The sequence below is a fragment of the Mucilaginibacter gossypii genome (genome assembly GCF_017569325.2).
Classification (GTDB): Bacteria; Bacteroidota; Bacteroidia; order Sphingobacteriales; family Sphingobacteriaceae; genus Mucilaginibacter; species Mucilaginibacter gossypii.
This window is the reverse complement of the sequence record NZ_CP071878.2, coordinates 3,536,536-3,559,904: the sequence shown is the minus strand read 5'-3', so window position 1 is coordinate 3,559,904 and position 23,369 is coordinate 3,536,536. Positions and strand designations below refer to the sequence as shown.

Annotated in this window: 26 protein-coding genes; 12 read left to right on the top strand and 14 right to left on the bottom strand. The window is 41.5% G+C overall.

What is annotated here, in order from left to right:
* Nucleotides 1-11 precede the first annotated feature (11 nt).
* Together J3L18_RS14915 and J3L18_RS14910 are read left to right on the top strand one after the other, a co-directional pair.
* Complete coding sequence (locus J3L18_RS14915) at nt 12-611, top strand: hypothetical protein (protein WP_129571136.1); 600 nt, start codon at nt 12-14, stop codon at nt 609-611.
* A gap of 21 nt (nt 612-632) precedes the next feature.
* Nucleotides 633-1,031: a helix-turn-helix domain-containing protein gene (locus tag J3L18_RS14910; RefSeq protein ID WP_129571137.1), complete on the top strand. Its 399-nt coding sequence runs from the start codon at nt 633-635 to the stop codon at nt 1,029-1,031.
* Nucleotides 1,032-1,152: 121 nt separating this feature from the next.
* On the opposite strand, the gene J3L18_RS14905 is transcribed toward J3L18_RS14910, so the two are convergent.
* Nucleotides 1,153-1,404 (bottom strand): hypothetical protein, encoded by a 252-nt coding sequence (locus tag J3L18_RS14905; protein WP_091163217.1) that lies wholly within the window; start codon nt 1,402-1,404, stop codon nt 1,153-1,155.
* Nucleotides 1,405-1,537: 133 nt separating this feature from the next.
* Between J3L18_RS14905 and J3L18_RS14900 the strand changes: the two genes are divergently transcribed.
* Nucleotides 1,538-1,879, top strand: coding sequence for a hypothetical protein (locus tag J3L18_RS14900; protein WP_129571977.1), 342 nt, complete (start codon nt 1,538-1,540; stop codon nt 1,877-1,879).
* A 291-nt stretch (nt 1,880-2,170) separates the two neighbouring features.
* Here J3L18_RS14900 and istB read toward each other — a convergent pair whose 3' ends face one another.
* From istB to J3L18_RS14865, 7 genes are all read right to left on the bottom strand, one after another.
* Complete coding sequence (gene istB, locus J3L18_RS14895; RefSeq protein WP_129571990.1) at nt 2,171-2,917, bottom strand: IS21-like element helper ATPase IstB; 747 nt, start codon at nt 2,915-2,917, stop codon at nt 2,171-2,173.
* Nucleotides 2,918-2,937: 20 nt separating this feature from the next.
* The gene (gene istA, locus J3L18_RS14890) at nt 2,938-4,467 is read right to left on the bottom strand and encodes an IS21 family transposase (protein ID WP_243771447.1); all 1,530 of its coding nucleotides are present in this window, start codon (nt 4,465-4,467) and stop codon (nt 2,938-2,940) included.
* A gap of 73 nt (nt 4,468-4,540) precedes the next feature.
* Nucleotides 4,541-5,035: a hypothetical protein gene (locus tag J3L18_RS14885; RefSeq protein WP_311086350.1), complete on the bottom strand. Its 495-nt coding sequence runs from the start codon at nt 5,033-5,035 to the stop codon at nt 4,541-4,543.
* Nucleotides 5,022-5,594 carry a hypothetical protein gene (locus J3L18_RS14880; protein WP_129570578.1) on the bottom strand — a complete coding sequence of 191 codons (573 nt, stop codon included), beginning with the start codon at nt 5,592-5,594 and terminating at the stop codon, nt 5,022-5,024. The genes J3L18_RS14885 and J3L18_RS14880 overlap by 14 nt, the downstream gene beginning before the upstream one ends.
* Nucleotides 5,595-5,847: 253 nt before the next feature.
* Entirely contained in the window at nt 5,848-6,429 is a 582-nt protein-coding gene (locus tag J3L18_RS14875; protein WP_091163229.1) for a hypothetical protein, read from the bottom strand.
* 89 nt (nt 6,430-6,518) lie between these two features.
* Nucleotides 6,519-7,832, bottom strand: coding sequence for a hypothetical protein (locus J3L18_RS14870; RefSeq protein ID WP_129570577.1), 1,314 nt, complete (start codon nt 7,830-7,832; stop codon nt 6,519-6,521).
* 108 nt (nt 7,833-7,940) lie between these two features.
* Complete coding sequence (locus tag J3L18_RS14865; protein ID WP_129570576.1) at nt 7,941-8,567, bottom strand: hypothetical protein; 627 nt, start codon at nt 8,565-8,567, stop codon at nt 7,941-7,943.
* A 106-nt stretch (nt 8,568-8,673) separates the two neighbouring features.
* On the opposite strand from J3L18_RS14865, the gene J3L18_RS14860 reads away from it, so the two are divergent.
* Nucleotides 8,674-9,123: a hypothetical protein gene (locus J3L18_RS14860; RefSeq protein ID WP_129570575.1), complete on the top strand. Its 450-nt coding sequence runs from the start codon at nt 8,674-8,676 to the stop codon at nt 9,121-9,123.
* Nucleotides 9,124-9,128: 5 nt separating this feature from the next.
* Here the strand turns inward: J3L18_RS14860 and J3L18_RS14855 are convergent, their stop codons facing one another.
* The 6 genes from J3L18_RS14855 to J3L18_RS14830 form a co-directional block, all read right to left on the bottom strand.
* Nucleotides 9,129-11,234, bottom strand: a complete 2,106-nt coding sequence (locus J3L18_RS14855) for a hypothetical protein (protein WP_129570574.1) — start codon at nt 11,232-11,234, stop codon at nt 9,129-9,131.
* Nucleotides 11,235-11,257: 23 nt separating this feature from the next.
* On the bottom strand, nt 11,258-11,698 hold the full coding sequence (locus tag J3L18_RS14850) for a hypothetical protein (RefSeq protein WP_129570573.1): 441 nt from the start codon (nt 11,696-11,698) through the stop codon (nt 11,258-11,260).
* A 69-nt stretch (nt 11,699-11,767) separates the two neighbouring features.
* Complete coding sequence (locus J3L18_RS14845; protein ID WP_189549342.1) at nt 11,768-11,905, bottom strand: hypothetical protein; 138 nt, start codon at nt 11,903-11,905, stop codon at nt 11,768-11,770.
* A gap of 5 nt (nt 11,906-11,910) precedes the next feature.
* Nucleotides 11,911-12,630, bottom strand: a complete 720-nt coding sequence (locus J3L18_RS14840; protein WP_129570572.1) for a hypothetical protein — start codon at nt 12,628-12,630, stop codon at nt 11,911-11,913.
* 126 nt (nt 12,631-12,756) lie between these two features.
* Complete coding sequence (locus J3L18_RS14835) at nt 12,757-13,935, bottom strand: PBSX family phage terminase large subunit (protein ID WP_129570571.1); 1,179 nt, start codon at nt 13,933-13,935, stop codon at nt 12,757-12,759.
* A 48-nt stretch (nt 13,936-13,983) separates the two neighbouring features.
* Nucleotides 13,984-14,451, bottom strand: coding sequence for a terminase small subunit (locus J3L18_RS14830; protein ID WP_189549340.1), 468 nt, complete (start codon nt 14,449-14,451; stop codon nt 13,984-13,986).
* Between the two features lie 175 nt (nt 14,452-14,626).
* Here J3L18_RS14830 and J3L18_RS14825 point away from each other — a divergent pair, with 175 nt between their 5' ends.
* The 8 genes from J3L18_RS14825 to J3L18_RS14790 all read left to right on the top strand — a co-directional run bounded on the left by J3L18_RS14825 (nt 14,627) and on the right by J3L18_RS14790 (nt 23,362).
* The gene (locus J3L18_RS14825) at nt 14,627-15,130 is read left to right on the top strand and encodes an Xre family toxin-antitoxin system antitoxin (protein WP_091163237.1); all 504 of its coding nucleotides are present in this window, start codon (nt 14,627-14,629) and stop codon (nt 15,128-15,130) included.
* A 97-nt stretch (nt 15,131-15,227) separates the two neighbouring features.
* A complete protein-coding gene (locus J3L18_RS14820; RefSeq protein ID WP_189549338.1) occupies nt 15,228-15,692 on the top strand; it encodes an RES family NAD+ phosphorylase in 465 nt (154 codons plus the stop codon).
* 83 nt (nt 15,693-15,775) lie between these two features.
* Entirely contained in the window at nt 15,776-17,020 is a 1,245-nt protein-coding gene (locus tag J3L18_RS14815) for a BamA/TamA family outer membrane protein (protein ID WP_129570568.1), read from the top strand.
* Between the two features lie 274 nt (nt 17,021-17,294).
* Entirely contained in the window at nt 17,295-17,891 is a 597-nt protein-coding gene (locus J3L18_RS14810) for a hypothetical protein (protein ID WP_090523746.1), read from the top strand.
* A gap of 146 nt (nt 17,892-18,037) precedes the next feature.
* Nucleotides 18,038-18,328, top strand: a complete 291-nt coding sequence (locus J3L18_RS14805; protein ID WP_090523751.1) for an RNA recognition motif domain-containing protein — start codon at nt 18,038-18,040, stop codon at nt 18,326-18,328.
* A gap of 288 nt (nt 18,329-18,616) precedes the next feature.
* Nucleotides 18,617-21,706 carry a putative Ig domain-containing protein gene (locus J3L18_RS14800; protein ID WP_208102437.1) on the top strand — a complete coding sequence of 1,030 codons (3,090 nt, stop codon included), beginning with the start codon at nt 18,617-18,619 and terminating at the stop codon, nt 21,704-21,706.
* Nucleotides 21,707-21,737: 31 nt separating this feature from the next.
* The gene (locus J3L18_RS14795; RefSeq protein WP_189549506.1) at nt 21,738-22,628 is read left to right on the top strand and encodes an IS1595 family transposase; all 891 of its coding nucleotides are present in this window, start codon (nt 21,738-21,740) and stop codon (nt 22,626-22,628) included.
* Complete coding sequence (locus J3L18_RS14790; protein WP_208102438.1) at nt 22,628-23,362, top strand: T9SS type B sorting domain-containing protein; 735 nt, start codon at nt 22,628-22,630, stop codon at nt 23,360-23,362. The genes J3L18_RS14795 and J3L18_RS14790 overlap by 1 nt, the downstream gene beginning before the upstream one ends.
* The last annotated feature ends 7 nt before the right edge of the window (nt 23,363-23,369 follow it).

Here is a 23,369-nt window from a genome sequence, read left to right as displayed (position 1 = left end):
ATCAATATAATATGAAGCATATAATAGCTATAACAGTGCTGTTTTCGTGGAGCCATATTGCTTTAGCGCAAGATCTTCGTAAAGATGTTATAAATGTTGATACGTCGGATGGGCACGGATATACAGTGTTTTTTTGGTCAAAGCCGTTTACAAAAGAAGTAATTGAGACATTTAATAATGCACCATTAATCAACGGCAAAAATGATAAAAGAGAAGATGTTTACAAGAAAGTAAACGAACAATTCTTTAGACAGGAGTTTATTCCGTGGACCAGAGCTGTTGCAGTAATGGATAGCATGAAATCAATTGATAGGCAATGGAGGTTACCATCTATTTTTGAATTGGAAACAATTTATAAACAAACTGAAAAATCAAACAAATCAAAAGGATTACTACTCGGCAGTCTTGATTGGGAAGGGCTTTATTTTTTCTATTGGGCTACAAATTATCAAAGCAAATTAAATAAAAACCCAAACGACTGGATAAGAGCCGCTGGTGTAAATGGAACTCAATTCGGGATGCACCCTTTGATTGGAGATGATTTAATTAATAATGAGCCATCACCAGGGGAAAAAGAAAAATTTAAATTAATACTTATTAAACAATATTAAAACTATGAAGGGAGCAAGATAATGCCGCAATTACAGACAAGGGAACCTAAACTATCTGGCGAGGCTGCCAGGCTAAACATAATATTTAAAGATTACAATGGCACACAGGAGGACTTTGCAAAGGAGTTCGGGCTTGGCCAGTCCATGATAAACCAAATGCTTAAGGGGCATAAGAAAATATCTGTCAAAGTAGCAAAAACAATTTGCTTTAAATGGGGATACTCCGCCGCGTGGTTCTTTACCGGAGTCGGACCCAAGAAAGAAAAGACAGATAAAGAAAGTAAACTTATCACCGAGATCAGCATGCTGCGAGTTGAGAATGACATTCTCGTTAAAAAAGTTCAAATGCTCGATGCCCGGATGCAAGCATATGAAAAAGAGATCAATGAAGTGAAAAAACTACTGTCAAGCCGGGTATAAACCGGGTGTAAAAACCCCTGAATTTTTAAATGGGAAAGTATAATAAACGAGAAAATAAGCACAAATCAGAAACCTCTCCGAGTTCGAATCTCGTTCTGGGCACACCGCTTAAACAATGTATTTAAGATCTCTTACCCTCTTTTAAGCCCCGAACTTCCTGTTGCAGCACATTGACTTGTCCTTCAAGTACCTTTAATCTGATCTCATTGATCCTGCTTTGTGTTTCCTGCGACGAGCGGATATCTTTAATGTCGCCTTTCAATTGGAAGTAGCCTGTCATTACCGAAACAACAATACTTACGGTGCTGGCTATGGTGACTATCATATTCTTTATGGTAATGCCCCTAATCTCTCTGTGTTCAAATGTTGTCATGATGTAGATATATTTATGAATGATTGTAAGAAGCAGCTGTGCTGTTATATGATCTTTGAATTGAACGAGGCTGTAACTTCTGATACCTTAAGCAACCTGATCTTCTTATTCTATATTTGGAGAAAATTCAAGGATGAAAAAAGCAACATTGACCTTATGCGTCGGTGAAAAATATATAAAGCTGTTTGATGAATATTGCCGAAGCAACTGGACTGACTATTGCGCTATGTTGGACTTTGATCTTATTGTTATTGATACCAACTTAGATACATTGGAACGTTCATTAAAGCGATCTCCGTCATGGCAAAAGCTTCTAATTTTTCTCAACCATGGTCAAGTAAATGGATCAAATGTGTGGGTTGATACTGATGTAATTATAAATACAAACAGCGCGTATGATATTACAAATGAAATACCGTTGGAAAAAGTAGCCAGTGTTGATCAGTATGGCTATTCCAACAAAAGGAATAATTGAGATATCATTTAAAAGGGGCTTTAAATGTTAGTAAAAAAGTCAATTAACGTATTTGTCGATTAGTCGCCTCCAGTTGAAGTATCCAGCAGTTGAAAGATGTGTACCGTCAATTGTTAAATCTGGGTCTATCTTATTCCCTTTTAGAAAATCAGGATAAAGATTTATATGTATGTTATGGAGATGTTGACCACCCTGTTCCGGGCCAAATTGACCACCGGGTTAGCTGACTTTTGAGTTGCAGCAAATGCTATAAAAGCATGTACAAAAATAGTTATTTAAAAGGTAATTCCATTAGTGGCTGTTTTCCGGTTCAACACTACGTTTTCTTCTCATAGATTCTCCCTTCAGTTCGATACGGTGTGCATCATGAACGATCCTGTCCAGGATCGCATCAGCAATCGTTTTTTCACCAATTACTTCAAACCATTTACTGACCGGCAATTGTGAGGTGATGATCAGCGATGTCTTTCCATGCCGGTCCTCAATGATCTCCATCAGGGCAGCTCTGCTTTGTGCATCAAAAGGCTGTATACCGAAGTCATCCAGTATCAGTAGTTGCTGCCGTTCGAGTTTGGCGATCTCCTTGATATAAGAGCCATCTGCCTTTGCCATCTTCAGTTTAGCGAACAGTTTGGGCGTACTGGTATATAATACCCGGTAACCCAATATGCAGGCCTGGTGGCCTATAGCAGAAGCCACGTAGCTTTTACCGATACCTGTGCTGCCAGTGATCAGCAGGTTCTCGAAGCGGTCAATAAACGTACAGTCCGCCAGGCGCATGATCTGGTTGCGGTCGATGCTTCGGTCGGCATGATAATGAACGTCTTCTATAGCCGCTTTATAGCGGAACTTGGCATAAAGGATCGTGCGTTCGATACGCCTGTTTTGCCGGTCATCCCATTCGGCTTCTACCAGGTGGGCCAACAGTTCGTCCGCTGTATAATCATTCGTTTTACCGGTTTCTATGCTGCTTTTAAAGGCATGGAACATGCCGAAGAACTTCATCTTCCGCAGTTTGTCTAAGGTGCTTGTATTCATGTTATTGTTGTTTTAAATGGTTATTTGTAATAGTCTTCTCCCCGGATATTACCGTGATCTGGCATTGGCAACTCATTGGCAAATAAGCTTTCCTCATAGTTATCCATCTTGTTTTCGAGTATGGTTTGTATCGTTTTATAGTTATAGACGCCATAACTCAATGCCCGCTGACAGGCCACTGTTAATCGTTCATTCCCTGCTTTTTTAGCAAAGCCAAGTACCCCCAGGCAGGACTTGTAAGCCTGTTCAGGGTGTTGTTTACGCTCCAGTATTTGGAGGATATACAGCCTTACATCCTCGTGAATGGAGGCTGCCCAATCCAGGAACATATCTGGTGTCCAGTCACTTTTAAAGCGGTGGGTGCTGGCCATGTGCTCTTTGTCTGTGGTATAGCCATAAGGGTTTTTATTGCGCTTGTGCAAGGCGATACGCTCATAATTGGAGTAGATCTCTACGGTAGTGCGGGAGTATAACAGTTTGACCCGCTTGCCGATATAGCGATAAGGGACGCTGTAATAATGCTTGTCCGGGCCGAGGCTAACGTGGCCATTCTTAATTACCCTGGCCTGGAACTGCTTTTTGAACTGGTAGCGCAGGACAGGCAGTGGTGCCAGGGTTTGGCGCTCTATCTCTTCAAACTGTAGCCTGCGGCTATAGTTGCGGCCCTTGAGCATCTGTGTGTTGTGAACCTCCAGGGCCTGCCAGATCGCTGTATTGAGTTCTGTTAAAGAGTGGTAAACATGCTTGTTTAAAGGTGCATAGATCTTGGTATAAATGATCTTAACGGCACCTTCTACCAACGCCTTGTCACGCGGGCGGTACGCCCGCGCTGGTAGAATAGTTGTGCCATAATGGTCTGCAAAGTCTTCAAATGTTTCATTCAGTGTAGGTTCATAGCGGCTGCTTTTGGTTACTGCAGCCTTCAGGTTATCCGGTACAATGGCGGCAGGAACGCCGCCGATAAAGTGCAGGGTATTCTCGTAGGCCGCTATAAAGTCTTCCTTTTGCTGGCTCATAACGGCCTCTACATACGTTAACTGGCTGGCACCCAGAATAGCTACAAAAACCTCTACAGCCATGATCTCACCGGTTTCCTTGTCCGTATAGCTCATCTTTTCACCGGCAAAATCAACATATAGTTTATCACCGACCTTGTGGTCCATGTGCATGGTCGGATTTACCCTGGCCTTCCATTGGTTATAATAAAAGCAAAACTGGCTGTATTGGTAGCCGTCAGGAAACTCTTTAAAGTAAGCTTCCCATAGCATCTGCCGGTTAACGCCAGTTCGTTTGAGTTCTTTATCGACGTGGGGAAAGCAGCGCAGCATGGACTGCATACGTGCGTTAGGCGGGTGTTCTTTGCTCTTGCCGAACAAATCTTCCAGCTCTTTGTCGTTCAGTGCGTTAACCTCTTCAAAGGTAAAGCCGCTGTCATTAAAAGCTGCGATGTACTTTTTTACTGTGTTTCTTGATGCATCGGCCTGGGCAGCTATGGTCATTAGGGGCCGCTGCTGGCTGTACATCTTTAGTATCTTTCTGATCTTACTCATGCTGATTGTTAAGTTGGCCATGCTTTACGAAGGTGTCTTTGCCCTCAAAAGATGGTTACTTCTACAGCATTTGCTACGCGTTTGGGGTGGTCAATTTCCCCCGGAATGCACTGGTCAGTTTCGCCCGGAATGGGTGGTCAGCTTGCGCCGGAATGGAGTGGTCACATTCATCAGAATCTCCAGCTATTGCTTCCAACTTCTTTTGCTCGTTTTGGGCATCTTTTACTACTTGAGCCCGCCGATTTTCGGCTTGCTTTTTCTTTTCCCTATCGGCTGTTTCACTTGTGTTTGGTATACCTCTTGACCCTTCGCCAGCGGCACCCGGATTTCTGTTTAGTACGTCCATCACTTTGTCCCAAAATGTAAGGGAATCATCGTCTGACTTTAATTTGGCTTGCTCTGCTTCATAAGCTTTTTTTGCAGCATCCTGAAGTGCTAACTGGGCTGCAGCTTTGTATAAGGTCATTTTTATATAGGCGGGCCCATCTTTTGTTAACTTGTTCTCAACTTCGGCCAATGATGATGCCTTGCCCATTGTTTTTCCCAGCGTTTCATTATATTGATTCAATACATCTTTTTTTCTTAAGAAAACCATTTCGGGCTAAATCGACATTTATTTTTAACTCATCTAATTGCTGTATAGCTTTTGAATAGTCGCTACTGCTGAAAGCTTTATTTAGTGCATTTAATTTAAGTGTAGCGTCATTAATAGCATCTTTTCCTTGTATGAGAGATGCAACCCATTCCATTATTTCCGGGCCATAAATAGTTAATATAGTTAGACCAGCGCTTAATATATTGGTGAATGTAAGAAAGCCTGCCCTTACGCCTTCAATGATATTTTTCCATATAGAAAATGTGGATGAAAGTGTTGATAAAGTTTCCTTGAATGCATTGCCAGATTTTGCAGCTGCCTCATTTTGTTCATTCAATTTTTTAATTGAGTCTGTTAATTTGTTAAGGTCTTTATCTAAGGCATGCACATTGTCTGAGACATTTTTTATCGGTTTACCAAGGTTACTTATGCTGTTCTTTAAATTGATAAACGCCTGGTTGTATTTTTCGATCTGCTGAATGGAATTATTCATGTCCGAAAATATCGGGTCATCATTGGATGAATTTGTCATTTTGATTATTAGTTTTAATTATGTTTAGGTAAAAAAGTAGCCGCTGATATTAAACAAAAAAGTCTTTTTTAATTTGATGGCTTAATGCTTGAAATTCCATTTGGCATAATTTAAAGATTGATTTACTTCAGAATGATTAGAAGAATCTGTGGTTATAGCGAACCGTCCGAGCTATGGCTTAGGATATTAGGATGCAGAACTGATTATCAACAAAGTTGTGTGCAGCCTTAACTAAATAATCAGGCGATATTTATTACTGTAGCTTTTTAGTTATTTTAGTAATGCTTTCTATTTTGAAATCAAGTTTAGGGTTTGAGAAAGCATAATCCTTATCATCTCCATTACTTGTAAACTCAATATCCCCCGTTTTATTTTTCTCAAATGATCCGGTTATTAATACTCTATCACCTTTTAACAAATCTTTTAGCTTATCTTTTATGATGGTATTGTCTGGTAGTACCCTGGCAGATAATACTATATTACTCAAATCTGGGTATTTTTGGTCGTCGTCTAAGTAAATCTTTGGCGTAACAAGTAAAGTTGCCTCGATATAATCAACGGGGTAACTTTTTAATTCAATTTGATAAAGAGTAGCCTGCCATTGCACAGCTTTCGCATGCAAAGTATCCACAATCAATTTAGCTACCTGAGCATGTTGTTTATCATATATTTCATTTTTTTTTATCGCATTTTCTTCTCCGGAATAGAGAGAATCAGCTACATGAAATTTATTTATTAACGTTAATTCCTCAGTCGGTCGGTCATCTACTATTTTAACAGGAGGAGTGCAACTTGCTATAATTAATAACAACAACAGAAGGTTATATGATTTCATCAAAGTGATAATTTAGATTTTGCTAATATTATTGGTAAATATAACATTTACACTTTGGGTTGCAAATAATATTTGAAAATAAAAAAATGTTAACCAAGCTTTACTAATTCTACTTTTGTCGGCTGTCCTTTACGCCAGCTATCGATTTTGTTGATATAATAATAACAGCTGTCCTGCTCCAGATAAACCGGAATAAGCAAATCAAGTTCCATGATATCGCGCGGGGTTAGTAAGAAAAAACGTACCACTTTTTTGGTTTGGGTGAGTATCTTTTGCAGTTGCGGATAATAGTTTGTTTTTAAACCAGGCTGCATAGCACCGTTAACTCCCGGTTTATCGCTAAAGCACAGGTTAAATTCACCATCCGGTTTATAAAAATAAGGCACCGATACAACATCATTTATCTCTACTGTTTTCTCTCTATCGGTAAATTTTACTGTAGGGTAGTTTTTAAGACTAAGCAGGTTTAACTTTTGATCTATCAATATTCTTGGCGATGTGCCGATACTAAAATCGTTGTTATCGCTGTCAGGATCGAGTTTTTTGATTTGAGCTATGGTTCCACCGGTAAAAGCCCGGTTAAGGGTAGGGGCAAATTGGCTTTCAAACAGATCTGCACTGGTCGGCAAGGTCTTATCTTTAACTATAATTTCAGAATCGGCCAGTTTTTTGGGTAATACGTTATCGTCATCCTTGTATTTCATGTAATTAACCTGTGCATATCCGCCGAGTTGAAAACTTATGGTTTTACCCTGATCAATACACTTGCTTGTCCAGTTTTTTGCGATTGGAATATTGGAAACAATATCTGCAAATGAATTAAAGGACACGGTGCGGGTACTGTTATCTGTTTGGCATACAATGCCGAAACGTTGCAGCGTATCCTTCAATAAATCTTTCTGACTTATATCCGGAAAAATGCGTTCGCATTGTACCTGCTGGCCATATAAAACCGGTTTCTGATCAACATCGAACCTAAACACAGCGCCTTTATGAATAAATACGGTGGTGTTATAACGGTGCAGGTGGTAAGTGATGAAAATCGAATCTCCTTTATTAAGCTCGAAATCGTATGTGAGCTTTAAATTCTTAACCGGTTCTGTGCGCTCACGGGTATTAGGCGGATAAGCCTTATCTGTAAAGTTGATGGTTTGCTTTGCCACTTCGCTTGAATGGCCGTTTGCATCACGATAGTTTATGATGAGTTCAAAATACCCGTTATCGCCGGTATTGGCCACGCCATGCATGGCTAAGTCGAGAATGAGGCTTGCTGTGCCGTTAACCCGCTCTGTTGCGTGGTATTCCTGAAATCCAATTGGTAAAGTTCTGTCCGTATTATCATTGGCATGCATACCTAACTGCCCGCCATCAATTACAAGTTCGTTATTTGTAACGTACAACATCGATGCTGATTTACTCAAACCTTCAACTGAGTTCTGAAAATCGGTACCATGTTCAAACTCGTCATTGGCAAACTGACAAATAAGTTTAGGGTATAACTCATTTTTAAGCTAGGAGCCTGTTGCTTTATAACCTGTGTTTTTGATCATTAGTTCGATTGCAGTTTTAATGAAAAAACCTGGCCGCATGGTATACACATCCAAAGGTTTATCAAAATCAACCTCATTTATTGATCCATAATCAACAACGGGCCATATCCAGCCGTCTGTCTTTTTTTGTGAGGCGATAATAGTATCCAGATTCCAGGGATGGTCAAAAGCCTGCCACGGCAGGTTTTTTCCGGAATTTGATGTGAGACTGCTGCTATCGCCCATATCATAAATCTTTCCTTCCAACGCGTCAAAAAAATCAACGTTACCGCTTAGTATGGTGATGTTGGCCATATCCTGTTCAATGCTGTTAAGCACAGCTAACCCATAAGGGATGATTTCAAGCCCATCCTGTATAATTTTAGCCTGATAATTATCATAGGGCAGGTTTGTAGTAAAAGCTACCTGATCCGGAAAACCCAGAATTTGACGGTTACGTTGCGTTAGCGGGATCTTAAACTGGTTGCTGGTATTGCCCTGCTGGTTTTTAACTTCGGCCAGGTTATTGATCTGGAAGGTAAGCGCAATGGGGCTATCATCAGTTAAATCAACCAGTTGGTCATTAATATAAAGTTGTATCTGATTCATGAAATTAGCAAATGTTAGTTGTTGATTGCTGTTTAAAACAATTGGTTTATTATCAATAATTTATTTAAGTTTATGATCCCGACCAATTAACCTGAAACAGCATTCAATGCATGTAAAGTATCTTTTGATAATTGCCATATTGGTATGTTGCCTGGTATCATGCAAAAAAGATGATAAGGCTGCTAACCCTGTAGTTACTATTACAGGTAGATGGTACCTGAAAAAATATCATACCCGCAGTTATAAAAACAATGTACTGTTCAGAGATACTGCCCGTACAGATTACTCGGTTGCTGATTTTGAAATTTTTAATAATGATGGTTCAGGTTATACGTCAAACCGCACTCCGTCGGGCGAAACGGCGCTTATTAAATATCAATACACTTTGAAGGATAAAGTATTAACCATAAGTAAAACAACACCGGCATTTTATGAAGGCACTTACACCGTTAATACACTTACCGAAAATGCACTTGAAGTAAGTTATGAAAGTAGTATAACTGTTGATGGTGATTATTACTATGGGATTGATAACATTAGTTTTACGAAAGAATAGGGCGGTTACTGGCTTTGAATATTTATCGACGGCATGTTGAATGTTATGCTAAACGGGGCCTGCCCGTTGCGGGTTTCATATTCGCTGTAGGTAGCGGTATTTATCACAATGGTTTGCCACCTGACGGGATTTTTATTTACCAGCATCTGTACCTTTGGCGAATATTTAATTGACTGCAGCCCGCGGATATCATTTACAGAAAGATCTTCGGCCATAACCTTCATTTTTTGACCTGCGCTTTTGCTGATCACATCTTCAATTCCTTCCTGGGTTTGCCAGTTTTGTACAAAGTTTTTAATGATAACAGCATTTTGAACATCCAGGCTTATTTCCTGGTTAAATACAAAACGATAGTAATTCCAGGAACCACTAAGCCCGATCCATCTCAGGTATACTGAATTATCATCAACAGCATCATCTATCCGTACAGTTTGTGCTTTGGTTAACGAATGCGAACCGTTTTCATCATCATACCTGATCTGGATATTGAAGTAATAGGCCACGGCCGGGAAGTTTGCATTAACCATAAGCTGGTGCAGGCCGGCTGGACCTGTTAACGGCATGATAAAAGATGTCCGGTTACCGATGCTAAACTTGCTGCCATCTTCATTCAGGATCCATGAATCATCCTCATTTTGCAAATAATCGGGTTGTGAACCACCGGGTAACGGGTTCCGGTTAATATCAAGCAAGGTAAGCAGGCAATAGGGTTGGAGACCGGCCATCTCATCGGTGCAGACGAACCCAATATCGAATGGGTACCCTGCCGAATATGCAGGTTCTTTAAAATCTGTTATCCATTGTGCAGGTGAGTTAACGTTTGGTACATAAGCTGCAAGGTTGCCGCCATATTTATCCCCGAGCTGTTTGGCCGCATAAACCACATAGTACGGATGCTGAATTTGACTGAAACTGCTCGTAAATCCTTCGTTTGAGCCATTATCATAATGCTGGGCGTACTCAACCGTATAAGCGGCGCAGAGATTGGTATCGCGATGATCAACCTGGTTATAATCGCTGCTGTCGGCCGGACGCAGCAAGCTCTGTAAAAAGTTTGACAGGTCTGCTTTTATTAAGCCAGTATTATCCGGCCGGTTTACTGATTTTATGGTAGATAGGTTATTGGTAAGCGGATCGGTATAGGTAATGCGGGTATGCAGCTCATAATATGGGCGCATACTGTTGATGTTGATAAAACCGGTAGTTTCACCGTTTATAAAAGGCGTGTCTATCACTATGCTATTAGTGCCAATTACTTTTTCAATAGTATAAACACCTTTATATGCAGTAGTATTTATATAAATCTTATCCCCTTCCTTTACTTTAACCAGCCTTGTATTGGTGTCTTTAAAATTGGCGTTAACACTGATGCAGGCATGTGCTTTTTCGCTGTCGGCTGTTATGTTGTTAATCGTGAAATCTTTTCTTTGATAGGTAAACACAATAGGGTTGAACGCCGCGCTCCAGCGTGACATATATCCATCGGGGAGCATTACCGAAGGATCGCCGGTTAGCAGATTGGTGGATGTTGAAATACTAACCTCCGCGGTGTCTGTACAGCCTAAAGGGTTACTGTCTTTTACAAGTATGTGTTTTAATCCTCCGCTTAGGTTTGTAAAAACAGGAGAAGCCTGCCAGTTTACACCCAGATCGATACTGTACAATATGGATGCAAAACTTGAGGTTGCGTTAACGGTGATTTGGGCATCAGCAGCTCCCGGAGCCGACTCGGTCTTGTTGATATCTATATAATTTATCTTCAGATCACAAACAGAGAGATTGGGGGAAGGATTGTCACCGGCTTTGACAGCGATTATGCTGAACGATACATAGTTGCTCCGGATCATATCGCCCTGGGGGCTGTATTCATAGTCTCTGATGACGCCCGAATAGAGCGGGAACGATTGCCCGGCTACGGTAACTGTGTAGTTAGCTGTAAATCCGTTTTCGTTACGCTGATAGGTGACCTCGCAGTTATTGCCATTGGTGGGTTGCCTGGTATCGGCATCAATAATGCTGATGAATACATCGCCCTGATCGATTTGTCCCCCGTTTTGGTCGGGGTAGGTTGTTGAGCTGATGGTTTCATTAATAGTGGCTGTTATATTCATTTTTTATTGGTTAGAATGAGGGTTTAAAAAACATCAAAATACATGGCCGATAACGTTATGGTTAAACCAATACCGGTGGTGTTAACATCAAACTTGTTATAAACCGGCACACATTTGGCTTTTTGTCCTGCTTTAACCCTGAAGTACCGGCCTTCGCCTTCCCTGTATTTTGAGGCTTTTACCACAAATTGGTTAGCCATTTGCAGTGCCTGCGATATATAGGTTTCATTTTCGGCTGTGAACTGTCCAAAATCTGTTTTGAACAAAAACTCCATATAAACGGTAAACATATTATCAACCGAGCCATTAATCTGCGGACTTACCTCAATAGGCTGAAGGGGGTAAAGAAATACACAGGGAAAGGTGATATCATCTGCAAGGGTATTCAGTTCGGCCTGGGTGCCATAGGCAAATGCCGGGTTGCCATTAAGTGTTTGTACAATAGCTTCTATTTGGTTACGCATAATAATTCAGGCCCCAATCCCTGGGTTGGGGTGGTTTGGTATTTAATAGCCTTGCAGGGATAAGGCGCTTTAAGTTGTAGTTTGAGATAGCTCGCTATATCGTTTTTGATATTCGGATTCGGTTTTGTTAAGCAGCAGTTTGGTAAGCATGCGCTCATATGGCATACTCATGATGAGGTCCCATTTGGTAATATCTCCTCCAGCCAAAGAGTTTACAGTGTTGATGTATTTAAATTTTTCGAACGACTGGATCCCTGCCTTTTTTTCCAATACGGTAGGAGCCGATGCCAAAAGCTTATTCTCGGCATCGATAAGCTGGGATAACAGGTAAAAAAATGCTTTGAGATGGGCAGTGCCTCCGTTACCCGTAGCTTTTTAACTTCATCCATAAAGCCCTCTACCTCATATTCGTCATATTTTTTACCTGTTGCCCGGCAATAGAAGTATTGCGCCAATACCTGACAGCAGGCGTTTAATGAAGGATTAAAATGTTCCTGCCAATCATCTTCGCCATGGGTTTTTATATGTGCATTTATTTCTTCGGCTATGATATCGCGGGCTGCCATAAAAGCGCCAGCAGGCTCAACCGAAAGGTTTTGCATTACTTTTACCTTTGTTTTTTGGAATGGTGCCCCGCTGTCCCCAGATAGCATAAAAATTACCTCTTTGGGGATCTCGTTACTGTTGTACAGGTGTTTAATCTGGTAGGATAAAGAAAGCACGGCATCGCCAAACAGGTGCAGATCATCATAGTTTTTGATGTTATGAAGCTCAATAACCGGGATGCCCGAAAGTATGCTGATGGCCTCCAAATCTGTTATATCGGGTCGGGCTTGCAAATCCATTAGTTGGCCCAGGGTTACTTCATTTAATTGCGTTGGTATCCGGACCCGCAACTTGCCCTGGGTTGTTTTTAATATTTGTTCTGTCATATCTATTTAAGCCTGTATCGGTTTTGTGGTTTTTGATTATGGATGTTTAGATCAGCCCGTATAATGCCCCTGTTTGTTGAATACTTTGCTTGTGCGGCAGGCGTGATTGAAGTTTTCCGGTACCATTTATTTTAGTTTATTAAGGGCGATATATCTTAAGGGGTCTATCAGATGGTTCCATGAGTCAACCGGTTCATTGATAGTTTTGCCGGTTACATCTACGCTCCATTTATAACGGTTAAGCTCGTTGCGCAGGTTTGTACTATTGCGGGTTATATTTATTTTGTAGCGTTTAAGGATATCAATAGAGTTTTTAACACTATCGGCACCTTTTTTTGCAGCTGTAACACGCCACCCCAGGCGTTTTAATTCTTCTATTGATTTGGGTTCTGCACTATCTGCAATAATTTCGCAGTTAAAACCTACACCGGCTTCTTTTAATTTTGAGGAAATATCTGTGTTGGTGAGGCCTGTTTTGTAGAGTAACTCGTTTACCCACAATTCGCCGTTTTGCTGGTATACTTCAATGCATCCGGTTTCATCATTAGTAAAACCAAAATCTAACCCCAGGGCTATCAAACGGGCATCGGCCGGGATAGATTCGCAGATATACCAGTTGTCAAATATAAGCCCGGTTATTTTGCCGGTTAAACCACGGGCGTATACTTTCCATAGTTCAATATCAACAGTTTTTAACGCTTCTATTTTGTCACGTACTTCCTGACCTAAAAACGGGTTATGCCGATGGTCGGACACGATAAGTTGTACCCCCGGTTTACCAATTAAGTGCTCATGTACCCAAAAGCCGGTATTGGGGTTATAGTCAATAAAAATGCGCTTTTTGGTGCGCAGGGCCAATTCTGTATATACATCCCATGTAAGGCCATTGGCTTCGTTGATAAACAGGTAATTGCGCTTTCCGGATTTTGCGTCCTGTCCGTTGTCGTAGCTTTTAAACTCAATTATGCTACCGTTGAGAAACTCGAAAATACGGTCGCTTTTATTATAGCTTTTAATTTTTGCCTGTAATACCGGCGAAGAGCTGTATATATTTAGAGCATCGCGCAGGGCGCCTGCTTTAAGGTTAGGGATATCCTGCCCGACTATGGTGATCACCTGTTTGGGGTTTTCGCAGGCAAGGCAAAACAGCGCCTGCTCAATGGCAAATGTTTTACCGCTGCTGGTGCCTCCCTGGTTAATTACCACATGCGCGGTTGAAAGATAATTTTGTTTGAACAGGACAGAACAGTGAAAACCTTCCGGTTCTTTAAATGGAATGTCGGTGATTATTTCTTCATCGGTCATTGTTACTGATTTTAATCTGATAGCTGAGGTTGCAAACGGGTAACAGGGTTATAGTTTTACTTCTTTTTCGCTACCGGCAGGGGGAGGGCCGGAGCTAAAGACCTTTACTGTTAAAATGTTCCCTGCTTCTGTATTTGGTAATTGATCATGTTTTTCGCTCCACCCCATATTTTTTAGCGCGAACATTGCCCCGGTTACATTTTGGTGCAGATGGGCTTCATAGCAGGCTTCTACGCGTAAAACGCCCTGTTTAACTGCCTGTGAAAACGGGCCGTGCTGTACATATGTATAAAACTCCTGCCGGCTGCTAAAGCCAAGGGCAAGGGCCAGCCCTGATAATGTTGCAGGTTCGGGTTCACGGTCCCAAACCTTTTGTTCAATAGTTTCTGCATTGTCTTTACTGTTTTTTACCGGTTTTTGTTCAATATGATATTTCCCCTTTATATAGGCGAAATATTTGTCAATAAGCCGCTCAACCTGGGCGACGTTATTAAAGGAAGATATATCAGGCTTCATTATGTTTTGAATGCCGATTGGCATAAAGGAATAATCAAATGTCGGGAATATTTTTCACAATTACTAATTTTATTGGTAATTTTTTATTTAAGCAGATGTAGGCGGATGGGCATAGCGGTGGAATGAATAAAGTGTAAATATTTTCTTTTTTAATAGAAAATATTTACATTTGTGTATGAGCAAAGCAATTAAACGTAATACAGCTATTGAAGGCCGGCAAGGGCAGGCTGCATCACGCCCTTATGTATTTACCGATGCGCCTATGCAGGTTTTTAATGATCTGCTGATGCCTTATGAAACCTATTTTAAATCGCCTTTGGCTAAGCTTGGGGCTATAAAACAAGGGTTGCGTTCAAATTCCATCACTGATTTATTAAAGGTAACCGGTGCTACTCAAAGTGATATTGCCAAATGGTTGCATATAACCGAGCCTACTTTGCGTAAGCATTTGCAAAGCACACATGAGCTAAACCAGGGGCTGAGTGAGCACATCATTCAACTGTTTGAGCTTTTTGACAAAGGCCTGGATACCTTTGGCTCCCTTGATGAGTTTAAAGGCTGGCTAAAACATTATAATCCGGGTATTGATGCTATCCCATTTGATTTGCTCGATACCATAACAGGCATTGGTATTGTAATAAGTCAGCTTATCCGTATTGATTACGGTGTGCTTGCCTAAAAATAATTATTGAATTAATGATTTAGTGAATTATTGATTGCATTTTTAACGCAAATTTATGATCACTAAATAGGTTATTAATCTTTCCTTCTATCTTTTGAACGTTTACCGGATAAGTCAAACCAAGTATGCCCATGACCGCAAAGGCTCAGGAATTGACGGCCGATGGAATTCATTGGGACAATATATGATCTATACAGGCGGTTCACTGGCTCTTTCATGTCTTGAAAAACTGGCGCACTCGCCTGGTACTGCTTTATATGCCGGTGATTTTTCAGTTATTATATTTCAGATACCGGATAACCTGCCTGTTTTTGAAATCACTGTAAACAAACTCCAAAAACTTAATGCCAACTGGCACAAGGTAATTAACTACCCGGTTACTCAATTGCTTGGTGATACCTGGCTTCGTAAAATGGAAACGGCCGTATTAAAAGTGCCATCGGCAATTATTGACCTGGAGTATAATTACCTGCTTAATCCGGCCCATCCCGATTATAACAAAATAACTATCAGCAGTGTAAATAAGTTCACTTTTGATCCGCGGCTTAAAGTTCAATAAAATCTTGTACAAACAAATAACTTAAATAATTATTTTATAATTGCACGGATAAACCTTTACTTTTCCTGCATCGAATAATTATAATGGGTATTAATAAAACAAGCATTTTAATTTTTGCAGGCCTGCTCATAAGTATCAGAGTACACGCCCAGGATAAAAGATACATCCCGATAGGGCACACTAAATATAAAGATACAATACTGGTTACCCATCCCGACACTACTTTTGAAAAAGATATATTTGACGTTATAGGATCCATTTTTGGTGAAAGCAAGAAGCCCGGCAAAGTTGATTCTGTAACTTCAAAACCGGTAATATCAATTATTCCGGCTATAGGTTACACTTTACAAACAGGGCTGGCGGGTACTATATCGGGCAATGTGATTTTCAGGTTAGCACCCGATACCCGGATCTCCACTATAACGGTAAACCCTGCTTACACTCAAAATAAGCAGGTGATCGTCCCCATCCAATCAAACATATGGTCGAAAAATAATAAATATGATTTTATAGGCGATTTCAGGTTTTACAAATATCCGCAAAGCAGTTTTGGCTTAGGCAGTAATTCTGACAGGGATAATGAAAATCCCCTGGTTTATAGTTTTTTTCGTTTTCATGAAACTGTTTTGCGCAATATAACCGGAAATTTTTACGCCGGTTTGGGATATATTTTTGATGACAGATGGAATATGTACGAGAAAGGGCAGTTAAACGGAAAAACGTCCGACTATGAAAGGTACGGCCCTGTTAGCCGCGCTATATCAACCGGGATAACGTTTAGCGGGCTCTATGACAGTCGCGATAACCCGATCAATGCGTCGCGCGGATTTTACACCTCATTACAGTACCGGGATAATTATACTTTTTTAGGCAGTACAACTGCCTGGCGCTCTTTAATTGTTGATGTGCGCAAATACTTCAGGTTTCCGGAAAGCTCGGATAACGTGCTGGCCTTTTGGTCATACAATTGGCTGGTAATTAATGGTCGGCCGGCATATCTCGACCTGCCCGCTACAGGGCATGACCCGAGCTTTACTACCGGGCGCGGATACATACAGGGTAGGTTTAGAGGGGCGCAAATGGTTTACTTTGAAAGCGAATACCGGTTTAAAATAACCCGTAATGGCTTACTTGGAGGGGTAGCTTTTGTAAACGGCGAGTCGTTTTCGGCGGCACCGGGTACGGCTTTGCAAACTGTGCAGCCCGGTTTTGGAGCCGGTTTAAGGGTTAAACTGAATAAGGTATCCAAAACCAACATAGCCATTGATTATGGTTTCGGGCGCGAAGGGTCAAAAGGCTTGTTTATTAATGTGGGCGAAGTGTTTTAATTGGCCGATATTGATTTGATTAACAGTATATTGTCTGTAATTTGTGTTTTAATTTTTACATTTTGGATGGTGAAAATTCCTGAAAATAGGCCGTAGCTTGTCCGTTTTTTGCATTTTTATTAAAAGTGCATTACCGCGCATAAACCGGCAACTTTAGCATGACTATTGACGTATATTCATATAAAGGTTAAAAAAAGTTAAAAAATTAATTCGTTTAACCATATTTAATGAAATTTGTAATTATTTATTGCTATGTTTATTCGCCAGTAAGCCTATGATACGTACCAGTTTTACTAAATGGTTTGTTTTACTAAGTTTATCCATTTCGGTGGCTTTAACTTCCTGTCAAAAAGACGAGGAAGTGAAAGATATCAGCGCGGTTAAAACATCAGGCAGTAAGGACAGCGTATCATCAGTAAACATTATAAATACTCCGGGTAATTTTCTTGCAGGTAAAGGTACTTTAAAAGTTACCATCGAAGATTCTACTTACACTTTTGATGCCAGCCAGGATTCAATTGCATTCATAAACGTGCATAATGGCGATAACAAATACTTTGGCATCACAGCAATCAATAAGGCGCATAACATGAGTTTTGGCATCAGCTCGTTAGGATTGGCTTCGGTGAAAACCAGCAGCGACGTAGCCGGAAGCCAGTTTTTATTTAAGGTTGATGAAAAAAAACCATTACTTCAATATACCCTGACCAAATATGCTGGGCAACAGGATTTTGGTAAGATTGATATAGATCAGTATAATCACGAAAATATGATTGCTAAAGGTACTTTCTTTACCTTTTTAGCTAAAGACGATAAGTCTGACTCTCCTTTTTACCGCGTTGAGGGAAGCTTCGAGCTACAACTCAAATAAAATCCGGTTCTGTTTTTAACATTTGGTTTGGAAGTTTTATTCAGTAATATGAAGGTAAAAAAGCCATTACCTAATCATCATTAGTGCCCGGAGAGGCAGGAATCCGGCTCTTTTTTTGTACCTTTACGCAAATTTTAAAAACATTGATGAAAGTATTTATTGCAGGTCTTCCTTTAGAAGTAGATGAGGCCGAATTAACAGCTGTTTTTGGTGATTTTGGGCCGGTTAAATCGCTCAGGATCATTAAGGATCGCGAAACAAAAGAGAGTAAGGGTTTTGGTTTTGTGGAGATGGTTAACGAGGATGAAGCGAAAGAAGCGATACGTTGCATGAATGGAGCAAGTTATTATGGCCGCAGGATCACGGTTAACGTAGCCGAAGATAAAGGTCCTGGCTTTAACGGCGGTGGCCAAAAAGGTGGCTTCAGACGTAATTAATACCAACTAAAACATTATTCTTCTTTTTAAAAATATTAGCCGGCTTAGTCCGGCTTTTTTTGTTTTTGCAGGTGAGTGGAATTGTATAGCTTAATCATGTTAAATTAATTATTTGATTAAGAGTTACCGGAAAAAGCTTATTTTAGTATAGGCTATTAATAACTGATAACCCATTGAAATAACCATATTACTATACCTTACCTACAGTTTGATGATCAATTATATTTACATTTATTGTGCTCCGCACCCGTGGACTCCTGAACTTGATGGCAATTTAAAGTAGTTGTAATGCGCCGCAATTTTTTGAAACCGGCAATAACAGTACTTGTGCTTTGGCTTGCAGCTTTTTCAGCTTTTGGCCAGAAACCTGATATTACCTATACTACCCCAAATGTTTACATTATTGGCGCCGCAATACCGGCATTGAATCCCTCAAATACCGGAGGGGCGGTACCTGCTACAATTTATGGCGAAACCAAGGTTATAGCGGGCACAGGGCAGTTTGGCAATGCAAATGGCGATGCAGCCACTGCGCAATTTAAATTGCCGTATGGTATAAGCATGGATACCGACGGAAATACTTATATAGCTGAAAGCGGCGGAGGGATCCGCATGATAAGCGCCTCGGGACAGGTTTCGTCAATAGGCACCGATGCTCTACCCGGGCCACCTTTTAATGTACCAAAGCTTAACAACCCCCGTGGTGTAGTTAAGGATAAAAGCGGTAATTTATTTGTTGCAAATTATAGTAATCATAATGTACTAAAAATTACTCCTTCTGGGATAGTTACTGTTTTTGCGGGTATTAGCCAAGCTGGAACTGCTGATGGCCCAGGTAATGTAGCAAATATCATTAATCCTAATGGTATTGCAATTGACAAGGATGATAATTTGTATGTGTCAGATGGGAATAATGCAATCCGTAAGATTTCTCCGTCCGGGTATGTATATACGCTTGCGGGACAGCCTGCAGCGGGTACGTTAGATGGTATTGGGCCTGCTGCAAAGTTTAACAAGCCGGCCGGGCTTGTAGTTGATAAAAACGGAAATATATTCGTTGCAGATCAGGGTGGTTTTGTGATCCGTAAAATTACTCCTAACGGGCAGGTTTCAACAATAGCGGGTAGTGGTAACTTCGGAACGGGCAACGATGGAGTCGGGGCAGCAGCTAACTTTCAATATCCTGTAGGGATAACAGTTGATGCTTCCGGTAATTTATACGTAACTGATGGCGGGGCGGGCACTGTGCGGCGAATTTCGCCTGATAGGGAAGTTAAAACTATAGCAGGCGGAGGCTCGGTAGGAGTCGATAGCGGGGTTGGCAATGAAGTCCATTTTAGCAGTCCGAGCGGTATAACAATTGGTCCTGATGGTAATTTATATGTGGCCGAATATGGTAAAAATTCTATCAAACGGGTTATAGCAACCGGATATACGATAGATAAAGCTTTACCCCCCGGCTTAACCTTTGATCCACGCACGGGAGTCATCACCGGTACCCCAACTGTACTCTGGCCCGCTACTAATTATACCGTCACTGCATATAATGCCGGCGGCAGCAGTAAGTTTATTTTGAGTATAGAGGTTGCTGATGTGGCAAGGCCTGTTATTAGTGGCAGCAATGTTAGTGGTATAATTACCACCTGCTTTGGCTCGGCATCTGCAAATTATCAGCAATTTACAGTGTCGGGAGTTAGTCTTACTAATAATGGGATTGTTATCGCCCCCGCCAATTTTGAAGTGTCATTGACACCTGGTGGAGGCTACGGCAGCACTATTATTATACCGCTTGCCGATTTAGAACTGCCACCTGATGGAGACGGGATTGCAGTTTATGTTCGTTCCGCAGCGACCGCACCTGCCGGCGACCTGGCAGGCGATGTGTTGCTTAAATCAACAGGGGCTGTAGATGTTCATGTGCCGGTAAATGGGGGCGTAAAATCGATTGTGACGCCGGAGGTAAGCATTAATCAACAGATTTTAAGTTGTCCCGGCGAACAGGTAATACTTGTGGCCTTATCAGCAAACGGTGGTGACCATGCCAATTATCAGTGGTATGTAAACGGAAGTCCTCAGGGTGCCAACAGCGTAAATTTTATAAGTTCTGAAATTAGCAGTAGTGATGTAATAACGGTTACGCTTACCAATAACACTGATTGTACAAGTACGCCATCTGTTACTTCGGCTCCGGCATCACCCATGTATATACCGTTAACACTCCCAATGGTTACGGTGGAGCAGCCAGATTTGGCTTGTCAGGGGCGGTCGGTCACATTTGTGGCAAATACCCATGGCACCGAAGTTCCCAATTCTGTTTACCGCTGGGAGATTAATAATGTCGATCAGCATAATAACAATAAAACATTGCCGGCACCCGCTACTATCACGACGGCTGATAAGGTAACTGTTACGTTGACCAATGCAAGCGATTGTGGTCCTCTGAGTGCTACTTCAGCTCCGGTATCGCCTGTATATAAGCCATTGGTAACACCAACGGTAACAGTGGAACAACCTGACTTGGTTTGTCCGGGCCAGTCTGTAATTTTTGTGGCTAATACTAATGGGAGCGAAGGTATTAACCCTGTTTATCGCTGGCTGGTTAACGGTATCGCACAAAATAATGGTGGAAAAACGTTTCCGGCACCTGCAGCTATTACTGCTGCTGATAAAATAACTGTTACCCTCATCAATACCAGTGATTGTACCGATAACCCGGCCGGTGTAACTTCTCTTCCGGTATCGCCTGTATATAAGCCATTGGTAACGCCAACGGTAACAGTGGTACAACCTGACTTGGTTTGTCCAGGCCAGTCTGTAACTTTTGTGGCTAATACTAATGGGAGCGAAGGTATTAACCCTGTTTATCGCTGGCTGGTTAACGGTATCGCTCAAAATAATGGTGGAAAAACGTTTCTGGTACCTGCAACTATTACTGCTGCCGATAAAATAACTGTTACCCTCATTAATACCAGTGATTGTACCGATAACCCGGCCGGTGTAACTTCTCTTCCGGTATCGCCTGTATATAAGCCATTGGTAACCCCAACGGTAACAGTGGAGCAACCTGACTTGGTTTGTCCGGGCCAATCTGTAACTTTTGTGGCCAACACCAATGGGAGCGAAGGTATTAACCCCGTTTATCGCTGGCTGATTAACGGTATCGCTCAAAATAATGGTGGAAAAACGTTTCCGGCACCTGCAACTATTACCGCCGCCGATAAAGTAACTGTTACCCTCATCAATACCAGTGATTGTACCGATAACCCGGCCGGTGCAACTTCTCTTCCAGTATCGCCTGTATATGAACCTCGGATAACTCCGGTTGTAACTATTTTAACATCGGGTGTTTATCCGGCTTGCGAGAGTAATAGCCCATGAAAAGGCAGGAATAATTTGTATATTTATGATAATGAATATCATAGAGACGATTAAGCGTTTTCCAGATCAGTCCAGTTGCATAGACTATCTTGAAGGATTAAGATGGCAAGGATTGCCAGAATGCCCGTATTGCAACAGCAAACGGAGCAGCAAGCGCCAGGAAAGCCAACGGCATATTTGCAATAGCTGTAACCGCAGCTATAGCGTTTTGGTCGGCACTGTTTTCGAGGGCACCAAACTTCCTTTGCCGCAATGGTTTTTGGCTATTTCATTAATGCTGAATGCGAAAAAGGGGTTATCTGCACGTCAGTTAAGCAGGGATCTGGGATGCAATCGTAAGACAGGCTGGTATTTGCAGATGCGGATACGGGAAGCCATGCGGGACGGCGGGGATGGCGGTTTGTTTAAGGGTATTGTTGAGGTAGATGAGACTTATTTAGGTGGTAAAAAAGCCAATCACTCAAAGAAAAAGCGGCAGGAAAGGCGCGATAATAATTTGCAGGTCACCGGCATGCAGGATAAACAGCCCGTGATTGGGTTATTGGAGCGGGATGGCCGTCTAAAGCTTCAGGTCATAGATAAGGCACATGGGAAAACGCTCAAACCCATTGTTGAACAATCAGTGAGCACAGATGCTACTATTGTAACGGACGGCTTTGGTGGATATGCCGGTTTAAATAAAATATTCCGTGAACATCAGGTATTAAACAAGGAAAAAGAAGAGTATGCCCGGGGAGAGTATCACACCAATACGATTGAGGGCTTTTGGACATTGTTAAAACGGGGGATATATGGTCAATACCATAAAGTATCGCTCAGACATTTGCAATCATACCTGAATGAGTTCACATTTAAATATAACAATAGAGGCAATAACCAGGTGTTTAACTTTTTAATTAACAAAATGGCTACTGCCTCTTGATGGGCTATTACTCTTGCGAGGGGGCGGATCAAATCTTTACAGCCACATCGCCTAATGCGGGTAGTAACCCAAGTTATCAGTGGCAATTGAATCATGTTAACGTTGGCGAAAACAGCGATAAGTTTACAAGTAATACCCTGAAAAACGGTGATTTGTTAACCTGCACAATAAGCAGCGCTGCACAATGTACCATGCCGGGTACCAGCAATGAGCTTTCCATTGAAACTAAAGCACTGCCTACTGTGGCATTTAACGGAGAGCTTACTATAAAACGGGGTGAAAGTATTGTCTTGTCCCCAATTAAATCAGATGGTGTTATAGATTATAGCTGGTCGCCTTCAGTAGGGTTAAGTAATTCAGCTATCTTAAGCCCAACTGCATCGCCAACGGCAACTACTGTTTATACGCTAACTGTGTCAACAGCTGGCGGGTGCCAAGCATCAGCCACCATCAAAGTTAACGTGCTTGAACAAATGGTTATCCCGAATGCTTTTACCCCTAATGGCGATGGCGTTAACGACACCTGGAGCATAGCCGGGCTTGCCGCGTATCCAAATTGCACCGTGAATGTGTTTAACAGATATGGCGCCGGAATATTCCGTTCGGTAGGTTATGCTAAAAATTGGAACGGATCTTTTAATGGGTACGTGCTGTCGGCCGGGACTTATTATTACGTTGTTGACCTTAAAGATGGTAAGAAACCGCTGTCGGGGTATGTAACACTTTTAAAGTGATATATGC